This window comes from Mediterraneibacter torques, from assembly GCF_044591705.1.
In the GTDB taxonomy this organism is placed as follows: Bacteria; Bacillota; Clostridia; order Lachnospirales; family Lachnospiraceae; genus Mediterraneibacter; species Mediterraneibacter torques.
In genome coordinates this window covers 1,404,775-1,419,403 of record NZ_CP172594.1, presented here as the reverse complement: position 1 = coordinate 1,419,403, position 14,629 = coordinate 1,404,775, and the positions used below count along the sequence as shown (strand labels likewise).

The 14,629-nt window shown below is 44.0% G+C and carries 11 protein-coding genes and 1 riboswitch; of the genes, 9 read left to right on the top strand and 2 right to left on the bottom strand.

The genetic code is table 11. The features are described 5' to 3' along the window. Positions 1-8 precede the first annotated feature (8 nt). Positions 9-140: riboswitch (glycine riboswitch) on the top strand. 2 nt (positions 141-142) lie between these two features. The 4 genes from ACH9UM_RS06610 (at position 143) to ACH9UM_RS06595 (ending at position 6,201) form a co-directional block, all read left to right on the top strand. Continuing rightward, on the top strand, positions 143-1,561 hold the full coding sequence (locus ACH9UM_RS06610; RefSeq protein ID WP_004845539.1) for a sodium:alanine symporter family protein: 1,419 nt from the start codon (positions 143-145) through the stop codon (positions 1,559-1,561). Positions 1,562-2,063: 502 nt separating this feature from the next. Continuing rightward, positions 2,064-4,223 carry an anaerobic ribonucleoside-triphosphate reductase gene (gene nrdD / locus ACH9UM_RS06605; protein WP_004845541.1) on the top strand — a complete coding sequence of 720 codons (2,160 nt, stop codon included), beginning with the start codon at positions 2,064-2,066 and terminating at the stop codon, positions 4,221-4,223. Positions 4,224-4,406: 183 nt separating this feature from the next. Further along, the gene (gene nrdG / locus ACH9UM_RS06600; protein WP_009319848.1) at positions 4,407-4,946 is read left to right on the top strand and encodes an anaerobic ribonucleoside-triphosphate reductase activating protein; all 540 of its coding nucleotides are present in this window, start codon (positions 4,407-4,409) and stop codon (positions 4,944-4,946) included. A 199-nt stretch (positions 4,947-5,145) separates the two neighbouring features. Continuing rightward, the gene (locus ACH9UM_RS06595; protein ID WP_004845544.1) at positions 5,146-6,201 is read left to right on the top strand and encodes a helix-turn-helix domain-containing protein; all 1,056 of its coding nucleotides are present in this window, start codon (positions 5,146-5,148) and stop codon (positions 6,199-6,201) included. A 106-nt stretch (positions 6,202-6,307) separates the two neighbouring features. Here ACH9UM_RS06595 and proB read toward each other — a convergent pair whose 3' ends face one another. After that, positions 6,308-7,114 carry a glutamate 5-kinase gene (gene proB / locus ACH9UM_RS06590; protein ID WP_004845545.1) on the bottom strand — a complete coding sequence of 269 codons (807 nt, stop codon included), beginning with the start codon at positions 7,112-7,114 and terminating at the stop codon, positions 6,308-6,310. Between the two features lie 226 nt (positions 7,115-7,340). Next, the gene (locus ACH9UM_RS06585; protein WP_004845546.1) at positions 7,341-7,793 is read right to left on the bottom strand and encodes a CYTH domain-containing protein; all 453 of its coding nucleotides are present in this window, start codon (positions 7,791-7,793) and stop codon (positions 7,341-7,343) included. A 102-nt stretch (positions 7,794-7,895) separates the two neighbouring features. On the opposite strand from ACH9UM_RS06585, the gene ACH9UM_RS06580 reads away from it, so the two are divergent. From ACH9UM_RS06580 to lon, 5 genes are all read left to right on the top strand, one after another. Then, the gene (locus tag ACH9UM_RS06580; RefSeq protein ID WP_009242284.1) at positions 7,896-8,528 is read left to right on the top strand and encodes a DJ-1 family glyoxalase III; all 633 of its coding nucleotides are present in this window, start codon (positions 7,896-7,898) and stop codon (positions 8,526-8,528) included. Between the two features lie 180 nt (positions 8,529-8,708). After that, positions 8,709-9,998 (top strand): trigger factor, encoded by a 1,290-nt coding sequence (gene tig, locus ACH9UM_RS06575; RefSeq protein ID WP_004845548.1) that lies wholly within the window; start codon positions 8,709-8,711, stop codon positions 9,996-9,998. A gap of 153 nt (positions 9,999-10,151) precedes the next feature. Beyond that, positions 10,152-10,733 (top strand): ATP-dependent Clp endopeptidase proteolytic subunit ClpP, encoded by a 582-nt coding sequence (clpP, locus tag ACH9UM_RS06570; RefSeq protein ID WP_004845551.1) that lies wholly within the window; start codon positions 10,152-10,154, stop codon positions 10,731-10,733. A 22-nt stretch (positions 10,734-10,755) separates the two neighbouring features. Then, the gene (clpX, locus tag ACH9UM_RS06565) at positions 10,756-12,027 is read left to right on the top strand and encodes an ATP-dependent Clp protease ATP-binding subunit ClpX (RefSeq protein ID WP_004845552.1); all 1,272 of its coding nucleotides are present in this window, start codon (positions 10,756-10,758) and stop codon (positions 12,025-12,027) included. A gap of 264 nt (positions 12,028-12,291) precedes the next feature. Then, positions 12,292-14,619 carry an endopeptidase La gene (gene lon / locus ACH9UM_RS06560; protein WP_004845554.1) on the top strand — a complete coding sequence of 776 codons (2,328 nt, stop codon included), beginning with the start codon at positions 12,292-12,294 and terminating at the stop codon, positions 14,617-14,619. Positions 14,620-14,629: the final 10 nt, after the last annotated feature.

Sequence of the window (14,629 nt, the reverse complement as noted above, 5' to 3'; positions counted from 1 at the left end):
AGCGCGAAAGAGAAAACTCAGGAGAGTCTCTTTATCGGCTGTGGCGAGGCCGGTGAAAGAGCGCCGAAGGTGTAAGCGGTATATTCTGTTTTTAAGGCAGACGCCGCGAGTCTCTCAGGCAAAAGGATGGAGGTATAAAGGAATGTTAGAGCAAATCGACCAAATCATTAAGGTGATCGACGGAGCGGTGTGGGGTCTGCCGTTGATCATTCTGATCCTGTTTACAGGATTTCTTCTCACAACCCGGCTGGGTCTTTTACAAATAAGACATCTCGGGAAAGCCCTAAAGTTTATGTTTAAAAATGAAGAGGACGGACAGGGTGAAGTAACCAGTTTCGGAGCGCTTTGTACGGCGTTATCGGCAACGATCGGAACGGGAAACATCACAGGAGTCGCAACTGCATTGGCAGCAGGAGGTCCGGGAGCGCTGTTTTGGATGGTTATCGCGGCGTTTTTCGGAATGGCTACAAAATATGCCGAAGGTCTTCTGGCTATCAAATATCGCACGATCGACAAAGACGGACATGTTCTCGGAGGACCGTTTTACTATATTGAAAACGGAATGGGAAAGAACTGGAGATGGCTGGCTAAAATCTTTGCATTTTTCGGAGCCGGTGTCGGCCTTTTCGGTATCGGTACTTTTACGCAGGTAAACAGTATTTCGTCAGCGGTGAAAAACTTCTTTGATCCAGAGTCATCAAACGTTGTTTTTTCTGCCTTTGGTCATGACTATACGATGGCTACGGTTGTGACTGGGTTGATCTTGACACTTTGTGTCGGCCTTGTCGTGATCGGCGGAATTAAAAGAATCGCGAAAGTATCGGAAATTGTCGTTCCGTTTATGGCAGTGCTTTATGTGGCGCTTGGAGCGATCATTATTATTACAAATATTACGGCTGTTCCGGCAGCGCTTGTATCTATTATAAAATCAGCTTTTACGGGCAGCGCTTTGGCAGGCGGGGCAATGGGAACAATGGTCGTTGCGATGCAAAAAGGAATCGCCCGTGGTATTTTCTCAAATGAATCCGGTCTTGGAAGTGCGCCGATCGCAGCAGCGGCGGCAAAGACAAAAGAGCCGGTTCGTCAGGGACTTGTGTCTATGACAGGAACATTTATCGATACGATAGTGATTTGTACAATGACAGGCCTTTCCATTGTGATAGCGGGTACATGGATGAACCCGGAACTGGAAGGCGTTGAAATTACGGTGGCGGCATTCCAAAAAGGCCTGCCGTTCCCTCCGATCGTAGCTTCGTTCTCACTGATGCTCTGCCTTGTATTTTTTGCGTTCACTACAATACTTGGATGGAACTATTATGGTGAGAGATGTATCGAATATCTTTTTAACAGAAATAAATCCGTAGTAAAAGGGTACCGCTGGTTGTATATTCTTGCAGTATTTATCGGACCATATATGACGGTTGCGGCCGTTTGGAATATCGCGGATATTTTTAATGCGCTGATGGCGTTTCCGAACTTGATCGCGATTTTGGCGTTAAGCGGTGTTGTCGTAAGAGAGACGAAAGATTATTTCGCAAGACAAAAAAAGCAAAGCAAATAAGCAGATAAGATTACATAATAAAGATTGTAAATACAAAAAGATCTGTACAGTATATAAGGCTGTCTGCAGTGGGAAAATGGCTTTTCCGCTACAGGCGGTCTTATTTTTGATATCTTTTTATATTATGATGAGCGATTGTTTTGTGAGCGATAAGATGATTTTTTATATTTGCTTGAAATCTGTCGGATTTAACAGGTTTGGGATTCGGATTGCGGGAAAGTGACAGATAATTTTATTTGTGAAGTTTATTTGTGTAAAAGGAAACGGAAATATTCCCTTAAAAACGACAATCTTTCATAAAAACAGGCTTGTTCTGAAAATACATTATCATGTGTTTTGGGGATTGCATTATACTATATTTTGTATTAGAATAGATTTTAGACAGCACGGGATATGACAGCCGTGCGATGCAAGACATGAGGAAAATGTTCCGTGAAATACGCAAAAAGGCGGAGAAAGCGGAAAAGCATCTGAAAAAAAGATAGATGAGGAGAGGCGAAATATGAAGATTATCAAGAGAAACGGAGCCGAAGAAGTATTTGACATTAAGAAGATCGTAATTGCAGTGACAAAAGCGGATTCATCATCGGAAGGGAGAAGTCTGACCGATTCGCAGATAGAAGATATTGCGGAGTTTGTCGAGTTTAAGTGCAATAAACTGAACCGTGCGGTTTCGGTTGAAGAGATACAAGATCTTGTGGAAGACCAGATCATGGCGACAGGAGCATTTGAACTGGCAAAACGGTATGTGAGATATCGTTATAAGAGATCGCTTGTGCGTAAGGCAAATACGACGGACAACAGGATCCTTTCACTTATTGAGTGCAATAACGAAGATGTCAAACAGGAAAATTCCAATAAAAATCCGGCGGTCAACAGCGTGCAGCGAGATTATATGGCAGGAGAGGTCAGCCGTGACCTGACGCAGAGAATGCTTTTGCCGGAAGATATTGTCGAAGCGGATAAAGAGGGTATCATCCATTTTCATGATTCGGATTATTATGCGCAGCATATGCATAACTGTGATCTTGTCAATCTGGAAGATATGCTCCAGAACGGAACGGTCATCAGCGGAACAATGATAGAGAAACCGCACAGCTTTTCAACGGCATGTAATATTGCGACACAGATCATCGCACAGGTGGCGAGCAACCAGTATGGCGGACAGAGTATTTCGCTTGCGCATCTCGCGCCGTTTGTTCAGGTATCAAGAGATAAGATCCGTGCGGAAGTCCTTCAGGAAATGGAAATGGTAGGGATCGATTATCCGAAGCAGGTGCTCAATGATATTGTGGAAGGCCGCTTAAAAAAAGAGATCATAAAAGGCGTTCAGACGATCGAATATCAGGTGATCACGCTTATGACGACGAATGGTCAGGCTCCGTTCCTTACAGTATTTATGTATTTGAACGAAGCGAAAGATGAGCGGGAGAAAAAAGATCTTGCGATGATCATCGAAGAGACGTTAAAGCAGCGTTATAAAGGCGTGAAAAACGAAGCGGGCGTATGGGTGACGCCGGCGTTCCCGAAGCTGATCTATGTGCTTGAAGAAGATAATATCGACGAAGGTTCTCCGTATTTCTATCTGACGGAGCTTGCGGCAAAATGTACGTCAAAACGTCTTGTTCCGGATTATATTTCCGAGAAAAAGATGAAAGAACTAAAAGAAGGAAACTGCTTCCCGGTTATGGGATGCCGAAGCGCTCTTAGCCCGTGGAAAGACGAAAACGGAAATTATAAGTTTTACGGACGCTTTAATCAGGGAGTTGTGACGATCAACCTTGTGGACGTAGCATTGTCCTCCGGCGGAGATGAGGACAAATTCTGGAAAGTGTTTGACGAGAGACTGGATCTTTGTTACCGGGCTCTTATGTGCAGACATAACCGTCTGAAAGGAACTCTTTCGGATGCGGCTCCGATCCTTTGGCAGTTTGGCGCGCTGGCACGTCTGAAAAAAGGGGAGAAGATCGATAATCTGCTTTATGGCGGATATTCTACGATCTCTCTTGGATATGCCGGACTTTACGAATGTGTGAAATATATGACGGGAAAATCGCACACAGATCCGTCGGCTACACAATTTGCGCTTGACGTAATGAAATACATGAATAAAGCGTGCGACAGATGGAAAGAGGAGACAAATATAGGTTTCAGTATTTACGGTTCTCCGATTGAGAGTACGACATACAAATTTGCAAAATGCCTTCAGAAACGATTCGGTATTATTCCGGGTGTGACGGATAAGAGTTATATCACGAACAGTTATCACGTTAATGTATGTGAGCCGATCGATGCGTTTGACAAACTGAAATTTGAATCCCAGTTTCAGGCGCTTTCCACAGGCGGTGCGATCAGTTATGTAGAAGTGCCGAATATGCAGGACAACATTCCGGCGGTTCTTCAGGTAATCCGTTTTATTTATGATAATATCATGTATGCGGAACTGAATACGAAGAGTGATTATTGTCAGGAATGTGGATTCGACGGAGAGATCCAGATCGTGACGTCTGAAGATGGAAAGCTTGAGTGGGAATGTCCGCACTGCGGAAACCGCAATCAGGATACTCTTAATGTAGCAAGACGTACATGCGGTTACATCGGAACACAGTTCTGGAATCAGGGAAGAACACAGGAGATCAAAGAAAGAGTGCTTCACCTGTAAAATATCGGGTGACAAACAAAGAGGGATAAATGAATCAAAAGAAACAGGATGCCCTGCTTGGTATCCTGTTTTTTTAACGGCGACCGATTACAATCCCGGAATGTACCTTTTGGCACTTCCGGTGATTCATTGCATATATAGATCAAACGGATAAGAGAGTATAGAGGAAAGGTGTGAATTCAGGTGTATTACGGCGAAATAAAAAAGTGTGATATTGCAAACGGTGAGGGCGTAAGAGTATCTTTGTTTGTTTCAGGGTGTACGCATCATTGTCCGGGATGTTTCAATGCAGATACTTGGAATTTTAAATACGGAAGCGAATATACAGATCAGACGGAAAAAGAGATTTTGGAGGCGCTCTCGCCAAGTTATATTAATGGATTGACATTACTTGGCGGCGAACCGTTTGAGCCGGAGAATCAAAAGACGCTTGTCGGACTTCTCCGAAAAGTAAGAGAGAGCTATCCTGAAAAAAATATATGGTGTTATACAGGGTATTTGTATGATGAGCAGCTTTTAAATAACAGCCGCGCAAGATGTGAATACACAGATGAAATGCTCTCTATGATAGATGTGCTTGTGGACGGAGAGTTTGTAGAGGCGTTAAAAGATATCCGTCTTGTGTTCAGAGGTTCATCGAATCAAAGAGTCATCGATGTGAAAAAAAGTCTTGGTCAGAATGAGATTGTCATGTGGCAGCCAAAGGTAGAGCGGGGCGTGTAGATGAAAAGAATGATTTAAGACCAAAAGAGAATCACGGATATCATACAAAATATAAAGGCTGGGAAAGTTATTTCGGTATACCGGCAGTTAAAAAAACATAAGGATAAATTAACGGCGCCTTAATTGTATAAGTGAAGAAGAGATGTTATATTTGATTTAGACATGTATTTGAGCTTAGACAAGAGAGGTGCCTATTATTATGCGAATCAATGAAATTATAAAAGAACGCCGTCTGGCAAAAGGATTTACACAAGAGCAGATTGCGAATTATCTTGGGGTGACGGCTCCGGCTGTCAATAAATGGGAGAAAGGAACGTCGTGTCCCGACATAGTCTTGCTTCCGGCGCTTGCCAGGCTTCTTGATACGGATCTGAACACCTTGCTGTCTTTTCAGGATGATCTGTCGGAGAAAGAAGTTGCGCTGTTTTTGAATGAAGTGTCTGAAGCGGCAAAAAAAGACGGCTTTGAAGCGGGATATTCTCTTGCGATCGGGAAAATTAAAGAATACCCTACCTGTGATCTGCTGCTCGGTAACGTGGCGATGCTGCTAAACGGCCTGCTGTTGTTTCAAGGAAACAGAATTGATTCATATGAAAAATACGAAGAGGAAATCGAAGCTTTATTTCAACGGGTAATGCAAAGTGACCGGATTGATATCAGAGAACAGGCGCAGGCGTATCTGATCTCTAAATTGATGGAAAAACAGGATTATGAACAGGCCCAGAAAGTGTTGGATACGATTTCAAAAAAGAGGGTGCTCGACAGAGAACAGCTTCAGGCAAATTTGTACATTGCGCAGGGAGAGTTAGAAAAAGCGGCAAAGCTGACAGAAGAAAAGTTTTTGTCTGCCACAACCGAAATTCACGGGGCGCTGATGACGTTAATGGAGATCGCATTGAAAGAAAAGCGGATGGAAGACGCGGAATATATTGCGGATATCGACAAGCAGGCGGCGCAGGTATTTGATCTGTGGGAATATAATTCTTACGGTGCACAGTTTCAGCTTTATGTGGCTACGAAAAAAAGAGCGAAGGCGGTAAAGATACTTTTGCCGATGCTGAGATCACTTACGAAAAAATGGGATATTAACAGTTCGCCTTTGTATCGTCATATTCAGACGAAAGAAGTTGATAAGTCGTTTGGTTCGCAGTTACAAAAAGCGCTCGTTCAATCGATCGAAACAGATGAAGAGATGAAATTTTTAAAAGACAGCGAAGAATTACAAAGCTTTATAAAAGAGGCAGAGTTGAAGTAGATAACTGAGGAAAAGAAAAAAGCAGTTTTCCGATAGAGGTTTTGAAAATATAAAAACCTGAATTCGGGAAACTGCTTTCTCTGTATAGATGTCATAGATATCTTTATTACAGGCAGTCCTTATTTCCGACAAATAAAGTTCCCGCCTGTTTTCCGTTTACGATATCGTACAAAGCTTCAGGGTGTTTTCCGTTCGTCACGATCGTATCGATGCCCTGTGAAGCGGCAAGTTCGGCAGCCTGAAGTTTTGTCCTCATACCGCCTGTTCCGCGTCTTGATCCTGCGCCGCCTGCGAGAGAATAGACGCTTTCATCGATCTGGCGGATCTCTTTGATCAGTTTCGCGTTCGGGTGAAGGCGGGGGTCGCTGTCATAAAAACCGTCGATATCAGAAAAAATGACAAGTCGCTTAGCGCGGCAGAGAACGGATACGACAGAAGAAAGCATATCGTTGTCGCCGAAAAGTCTGTCTTCGGATTCAATTTCCTTATAACTTACGGAATCGTTTTCGTTTACGATCGGAATGACTCCCATTTCAAGCAGGGCGTCAAATGTGTTCGTTAAGTTTTCTTTCTTTTCTTCCTGCTCGATATCTTCTGCATTGAGAAGGATCTGAGCGACTGTTTTATCATAATCTCCGAAAAATTTATCATATAAATACATCAGACTGCATTGTCCGACTGCTGCGGCAGCCTGTTTCATACGCATGCTGTCCGGCTTTTCGTGCATATTCAGCTTGTTACGGCCGACTGCGATCGCTCCCGACGATACAAGGATGACCTCATATCCCATATTCTGGATGTCGGCAAGTGTGCAGACAAGGCGGTCGATGGCGCGAAGATCACTTTTTCCCGCGTCGTTTGTCAATGTGGATGTTCCCACTTTTACTACAATTCTGTTGTTGCAAAGTCCCATGATACTTATTCCTCCGGATTAAACTGTAAGCTGCCGTGTAAAAACGGTGATCGTATGCGTACATCTAACTAAAAAGAGCAGATGCAGAAACGATTTACTGTAATATAGTATCACGACAGAGAACGCATGTCCATGAAGAAAATAAAAATAATATAACGATAGTAACTTGAAAAATCAAAAGACAAGGGTGAACTGCCCATTGTCTGAAGCCGATGAGTTTCCTGTTTCAATCTTTTTTGCTGAGGGTGCTGTTGTGATATTCGGAAGAGTAGGTTACGTCTTCTTTGAGCCATGAAGGAGCCTGATAAGCTTTGGCAAACGCTTCATCGGGAAATTCGATCTCAGCGAGAACGAGAGGGGCAAGGTCGCCTTCAAAAATGTCCAGTTCAACAAAAAGGCCGTTTTCGATAGGGATGACATAGCGGGTTTTCGTAATGATCCTTCCGTCGGCTTTTAACAGGAGGTGATAGTAACTTTCTTTTGTGAGAGGAAGGTTGTACTCTTCTCTTACCATCATTCCTTTTGATTTGTAAGTAAGGAAAAAATCGTCATTATCTCTTCGGATACGGACGACCGGGGCAGTACATAGATAAGCCTGCTCGATCTTTCTGGCCGGATAATCTTTCGGATCAAACGGAAGATCGGAAAGATCTACAAGAAATTTTCGTTCGATTTCCATAAATATTCTCCATTCCGCCGCATTTTTGCGGCATAAATTTTATTGCAGCGGCGATGAGCCGGTTTTTACCTGTAAAAACTATGCAAGGAGCAATGCTTTGAGTTGAATTCGCCGCTGATTTTAAGCTATAATGATTATAGCAGAGCGAATGCGGAAAAGAAAGAAAAAGTAAAATACGGAGGTAGTAATTTGAAAGTATACATTTTTTTGGCGGACGGATTTGAAGAAATTGAAGGATTGACGGTTGTTGATATTATGCGCAGGGCTAAGATCGATGTGGAGACGATCTCGATTACCGGACAGAAACAGATTAACGGGGCACACAAAATCATTGTGGAAGCGGATCGGCTGTTTGAGGAGACGGATTTTTCGGATGGGGATATGCTCGTACTTCCGGGCGGAATGCCGGGAACGCTGAATCTGAAAGAGCATGAAGGCCTTCGGAATCTGATCGGTGAATTCGATAAGAAGAAAAAGTATCTTGCGGCAATTTGCGCAGCTCCGAGTATTTTGAGCGAACTTGGTATTTTGAAAGGAAGAAAAGCATGTGCATATCCGTCTTTTGAAGAAGGACTTGACTGTGCACAGGTCGTGCACGAGGCGGCGGTTACAGACGGACATGTTACGACAGGAAGAGGGATGGGAGCGGCGATTCCATTTGCTTTGAAATTGACAGAACTGCTCTGCGGAACAGAAAAAGCGAACGAGATCGCGGAATCTATCGTATATGCATAGACAGTCTGCAAAAATATTTTTCCCGTGTGTTTCATGTATGTCTGAACTTGGACGAAAAAATACTGGAAATATGCGGATGTGTATGCTATACTATGACAATGACTGCGAGTGTATATTTTTTTATAAGTGCGATATGACGAAGAGGCAGTTTTGAAGTCAGCACATTCAAGGAGGAAAAAAATGAGTTTACAGGTAGAAAGATTAGAACATAATATGGCAAAATTAACGATCGAAGTACCGGCAGAGGAAGTGGAAAAAGCGCTTCAGGCAGCTTATCTGAAAGAGCGCGGCAAGATCAGTCTTCCGGGATTCCGTAAAGGAAGAGTTCCGCGTCAGATGATCGAAAAGATGTACGGACCGGAAGTGTTCTATGATGAGGCGGCAAACCGCATGATCTCAGAAGCGTATGCGAAAGCATATGACGAGTGTGAGCTTGAGCTTGTGTCACAGCCGAAGATCGAGATCACACAGCTTGAGAAAGGTAAAGAATTTATCTTTACGGCAGAGGTGGCTGTAAAACCGGAAGTAAAACTCGGTGAATATAAAGGTCTGAAAGTTGATAAAGTTTCTACAAGAGTTACACAGAAAGAAGTAGATGAGGAGATCGACAAAGAGCGTGAACGCAATGCAAGAACGATCGATGTAACTGACAGAGCGGTTCAGGATAAAGATCAGATCACGCTTGACTTTGAAGGTTTTGTCGACGGAGTTGCTTTTGAAGGCGGAAAAGCTTCCGATTATCCGTTGACGATCGGATCCGGAGCGTTTATTCCGGGATTTGAAGATCAGTTGATCGGAGCAAACATTGACGAAGAAAAAGAGATCAATGTGACATTCCCTGAAGAGTATCAGGCGAAAGAACTTGCCGGAAAAGCTGCCGTATTCAAATGTACAGTGCATTCGATCAAGGCAAAAGAACTTCCGGAGCTCGATGATGAGTTTGTATCCGACGTATCTGAGAAGAGCGAGACTGTTGACGCATATAAGGCAGAAGTAAAAGCGAAGATCAAAGAGCGCAAAGAAAACGAAGGAAAGCAAAAGAGAGAAGACCAGTCTGTAGAGCAGGCAGTTGCCAATGCAGAGATGGATATTCCGGAAGCTATGATCAGCTTCCAGTCAAGACAGATGGTAGACGATTTCGCTCGCCGCATTATGCAGCAGGGTATGACGATGGAACAGTACTTCCAGTTTACAGGTCTTTCGGAAGAAAAGATGATGGAAGAGTTTAAGCCGGAGGCAGAGAAACGTATCCGCACAAGACTGACTCTTGAGGCAATCGTTGCAGCGGAGAATATCGAAGTTTCCGAGGAGCGTCTTGATGAGGAACTTCAGAAGATGGCGGATTCCTATAAGATGGAAGTTGATAAGCTTAAAGAATACATGGGCGAAAACGAAAAGAAACAGATGAAAGAAGACATTGCGATCCAAGAAGCAGTTACCCTGATCGCAAATGCCGCAGTAGAAGGTTAAGCAAGATACAAAGGTGTGCTGTATGGCGCACCTTTTTCAAAAAAATATGTATATGCAGCAGTTTGGCCTGTAGAACGGCCGTTGAAAACGGCGTTTATACAAACAATATTATAAGTGCCAAAGAAGGCTGACAGATTGAAAGGAGTATTGACCATGAGTTTAGTACCTTATGTCATCGAGCAGACGAGCCGCGGAGAGCGCTCGTATGATATTTACTCAAGACTTTTGAAAGAGAGAATCATCTTTCTCGGAGAGGAAGTAAACGATGTGTCCGCAAGTGTGATCGTGGCGCAGCTTTTATTCCTTGAGGCGGATGATCCGGACAAAGACATCCAGCTTTATATCAACAGCCCGGGAGGGTCTGTGACGGCAGGAATGGCAATTTATGATACAATGCAGTATATCAAATGTGACGTATCTACAGTATGTATCGGAATGGCGGCAAGTATGGGAGCGTTCCTTCTTGCAGGCGGAAAGAAAGGCAAGCGTTTTGCCCTCCCGAATGCGGAGATTATGATCCATCAGCCGTCAGGCGGAGCGCAGGGACAGGCGACAGAGATCCAGATCGCGGCAGAACACATTCTGCGTACGAAACAGAAATTGAATGAAATATTGGCTGCAAATACAGGACAATCACTTGAGACGATCAAGGCAGATACAGAGCGTGACAATTTTATGTCTGCCGATGAGGCAAAGGCGTACGGTTTGATCGACGAGGTGATCGCAAAACATTAATTTGGCTTTGAGGTGAAAGAATATGGCAGGAAAACCGACAGACGATATCGTCAGATGTTCCTTTTGTAATAAAACGCAGGCGCAGGTAAGAAAGCTGATCGCAGGTCCGAACGGCACATATATTTGCGACGAGTGTATCGGAATCTGTTCTGAGATCATAGAAGAGGAATTAGATTATAACGAAAGAGAATTGTTTGATGATATTAATCTTTTGACACCGGAAGAGATGAAAGCTTTTCTTGATGATTATGTGATCGGACAGGATGAGGCAAAAAAAGTACTTTCAGTGGCAGTTTATAACCATTACAAAAGAATTATGGCAGAACAGGATCTCGGGGTAGAGCTGCAAAAAAGCAATATTTTAATGCTTGGTCCGACAGGCTGCGGGAAAACGCTTCTGGCCCAGACACTTGCGAAAGTGCTGAACGTGCCTTTTGCGATTGCGGATGCGACGGCGCTTACAGAGGCAGGATATGTGGGCGAAGATGTGGAAAATATCCTTTTGAAGATTATTCAGGCGGCAGATGGGGATATTGAGAGAGCAGAGCACGGCATTATTTATATTGATGAGATTGATAAGATCACAAGAAAGTCAGAAAATCCATCGATCACCCGAGATGTCTCAGGAGAAGGTGTACAGCAGGCTTTATTGAAGATCATAGAAGGAACGGTTGCATCAGTTCCTCCGCAGGGCGGAAGGAAACATCCTCATCAGGAGCTGATTCAGATTGACACAACGAATATTCTTTTTATATGCGGAGGCGCATTTGAAGGAATCGACAAGATTATCGAGACTCGTCTTGACAGGAAGTCGATCGGTTTCAATGCAGAAATCGCGGAAAAGCATGAGTATGATATGGATGTACTTTTACAGGAAGTGCTTCCGCAGGATCTTGTGAAGTTCGGACTGATTCCGGAGCTGATCGGAAGACTTCCGGTGACGGTTACGCTTGACCTGCTTGATAAGGATGCGTTGATCCGCATTTTGACAGAGCCGAAGAGTGCGATCGTAAAACAGTATCAGAAGCTTCTTGAGCTGGACGGAGTAAAACTGGAATTTGATCGGGACGCTCTTATCGCAGTGGCTGAAACGACGCTGAAAAGAAAGACAGGCGCCCGCGGACTCCGTGCGATCATGGAAAAGATCATGATGGATACGATGTATCAGGTTCCTTCTGATGAAACGATTAAAGAATGCAGGATCACAAGAGATGTGGTAGAAGGAAAAGGCGAGCCGCTGTATCTTCGAGACGGAGAAGAGCGAAGATCTTTTTTGACATCGCAGAGCGCATAGCTGCGAACAAATATACAGAACATCGATAACTGTATAAAAGGGAACTGTGTAAAACGGGTGTGATGGGGGGCATCACACCCGCTTTTTGCAACAGCGACGAGCCAAAGTCCTGGCTTGCCAGAGACCTTGGCGACTGCTTACAATCCCGGAACGTGCCTTTTGTCACTTCCGGCGATTGTTACTATGTATACGATAAAATGTCCGAAAAATATAAGACAGCGCAGGAAAAGATCTGCGCGATGAGATACAGCAGGAGGTTACAACATGGAAAATACGATAAAAAGCCTGCCGATGGTAGCTTTGCGTGGGATGACTATTATGCCTGAAATGGTTGTTCATTTTGATGTAAGCCGTGAACGGTCGGTTGCTGCGATACAAGAAGCGATGGCGGAAGAACAAAAGATTTTCTTGACTGCACAAAAATCGATCGACACAGAGGATCCTAAGATGGAGGACGTATACGAGATCGGCACGGTAGGAACGATCAAACAGATCATTAAACTGCCGAAGCATATTGTGCGTGTGCTTGTATCCGGCGAAATGCGGGGAAGACTAAAAGAGATTGAATATACAGATCTGTACTTACGGGCAAATGTAGAACTTCTTGATGATTCTGAAGAGATTCTTCCGGAAGATGTAAATACAGAAGCTATGGAGCGGGGACTGAAAGATATGTTTGTCAGTTACGCGGCAAAAAACGGAAAGATGTCTAAAGAAGCTGTTTCCCAGTTAGTCGAGATGAAAGGCCTGCGGAAACTGGTAGATGAGATTGCGGCGAATATTCCTCTTTATTACACAGATCAGCAAGATATATTGAATGAGACGGATCTGCTGAAACGATACGAAAAACTAGCGTTTAAACTTGTGAATGAAGTGCAGATCATCGATATCAAAGAAGAGATACAGCGGAAAGTAAAAGAAAGAGTCGATAAGCATCAAAGAGAATATATTTTGCGCGAGCAGTTAAAACTGATCAGGGAAGAACTCGGAGAGGAATCGACCGCATCTGACGCAGAAGAATTTGAAAAAGAACTGAAAAAGTTAAAAGCGCCGGAAGAAGTAAAAGAAAAGCTGAAAAAGGAAATCGGGAGATTTAAAAGTTCTTTGAATTCACCGGCGGAGAGCGGTGTGATCCGCACATATATAGAAACTCTGCTTGAGATGCCGTGGGACCGCTCTACGCAGGATCATAATGATCTGGAATATGCCGGCATGGTACTGGAAGAAGATCATTATGGGCTTGAACAGGTGAAAGAGAGAATCTTGGAATTTCTGGCAGTACGTGCGCTTACAAAAAAAGGAGAAAGTCCGATACTTTGTCTTGTGGGACCGCCGGGTACGGGAAAAACATCGATCGCAAAATCGCTTGCACGGTCTTTGAAAAGGAAATATGTCCGCATTTCTTTAGGCGGAGTCAGAGATGAAGCGGAAATACGAGGACACAGAAGAACATATGTCGGAGCAATGCCGGGGCGGATCGCTAACGGACTTCGGACTGCGGGAGTAAAAAATCCCGTCATGCTTTTGGATGAAATCGACAAAGTGAGTACAGACTATAAAGGAGATACGTTTTCGGCTCTTTTGGAAGTGTTGGACAACGAACAGAATCATAAGTTCAGAGATCATTATCTGGAAGTTCCGCTTGATCTGTCGGAAGTGCTTTTTATTACGACGGCAAATACGCTGCAGACGATTCCGCGTCCGCTGCTTGATCGTATGGAAGTGATCGAAATCAGCAGTTACACGGAAAATGAAAAACTCCATATTGCCGAGGAGCATTTGATTCCGAAACAGATAGAGAAGCATGGTCTGACTCCGAAGCAGATTACGTTCAGTAAACATTCAATCTGGAAGATAGCAAGAAATTATACGAAAGAAGCCGGAGTGCGCCAGCTTGAACGAGAGATCGGAAATGTGTGCAGAAAGGCTGCAAAAGAAATCTTTACGACAGAACGAAAAAAAATTGCAGTGACAGACCGAAATATCCATCGTTTTCTCGGAAAAGAGAAGTATACTTATCAGATGGCAAATATCGCTGCGGAAGTAGGAATTGTCCGGGGACTTGCATGGACAAGCGTCGGAGGCGATACGCTTCAGATCGAAGTCAATGTAATGCCGGGAAAAGGAGAACTTATGCTTACGGGGCAGCTCGGAGATGTGATGAAAGAATCTGCCAGGACGGGGATCAGTTATATCCGTTCGGTAAGTAAAAAATATGCCATTTCGCCGGATTTTTTTGAAAAACATGACATTCATGTGCATATTCCCGAAGGCGCAGTACCTAAAGACGGACCGTCGGCAGGAATAACAATGGCAGTGGCGATGCTCTCGGCAATTACAGAAAAGAAAGTCAGGGCAGATTTGGCTATGACCGGAGAAGTGACGCTGAGAGGGCGCGTGCTGCCTATCGGCGGTTTGAAAGAAAAGCTTCTGGCTGCAAAGAGCGCCGGGATAAAAACGGTGCTCGTTCCGAAAGCAAATCAGGCGGATGTAGAAGAACTTTCGGCGGAGATTACAAAAGGAATGGAAATTCTGTTTGTAGAGAGCATGGATGAAGTGCTGAAGGCGGCTATGGGCAGAAAACGAAAATGAAAGGAAGTTC

Bases quoted from the DNA above. Each gene is read 5' to 3' on its own strand.
- lon (WP_004845554.1), top strand. From the start codon at position 12,292: ATGGAAAATACGATAAAAAGCCTGCCGATGGTAGCTTTGCGTGGGATG.
- ACH9UM_RS06595 (WP_004845544.1), top strand. From the start codon at position 5,146: ATGCGAATCAATGAAATTATAAAAGAACGCCGTCTGGCAAAAGGATTT.
- tig (WP_004845548.1), top strand. From the start codon at position 8,709: ATGAGTTTACAGGTAGAAAGATTAGAACATAATATGGCAAAATTAACG.
- clpX (WP_004845552.1), top strand. From the start codon at position 10,756: ATGGCAGGAAAACCGACAGACGATATCGTCAGATGTTCCTTTTGTAAT.
- proB (WP_004845545.1), bottom strand. From the start codon at position 7,114: ATGGGACTTTGCAACAACAGAATTGTAGTAAAAGTGGGAACATCCACA.
- ACH9UM_RS06585 (WP_004845546.1), bottom strand. From the start codon at position 7,793: ATGGAAATCGAACGAAAATTTCTTGTAGATCTTTCCGATCTTCCGTTT.
- ACH9UM_RS06610 (WP_004845539.1), top strand. From the start codon at position 143: ATGTTAGAGCAAATCGACCAAATCATTAAGGTGATCGACGGAGCGGTG.
- nrdD (WP_004845541.1), top strand. From the start codon at position 2,064: ATGAAGATTATCAAGAGAAACGGAGCCGAAGAAGTATTTGACATTAAG.
- clpP (WP_004845551.1), top strand. From the start codon at position 10,152: ATGAGTTTAGTACCTTATGTCATCGAGCAGACGAGCCGCGGAGAGCGC.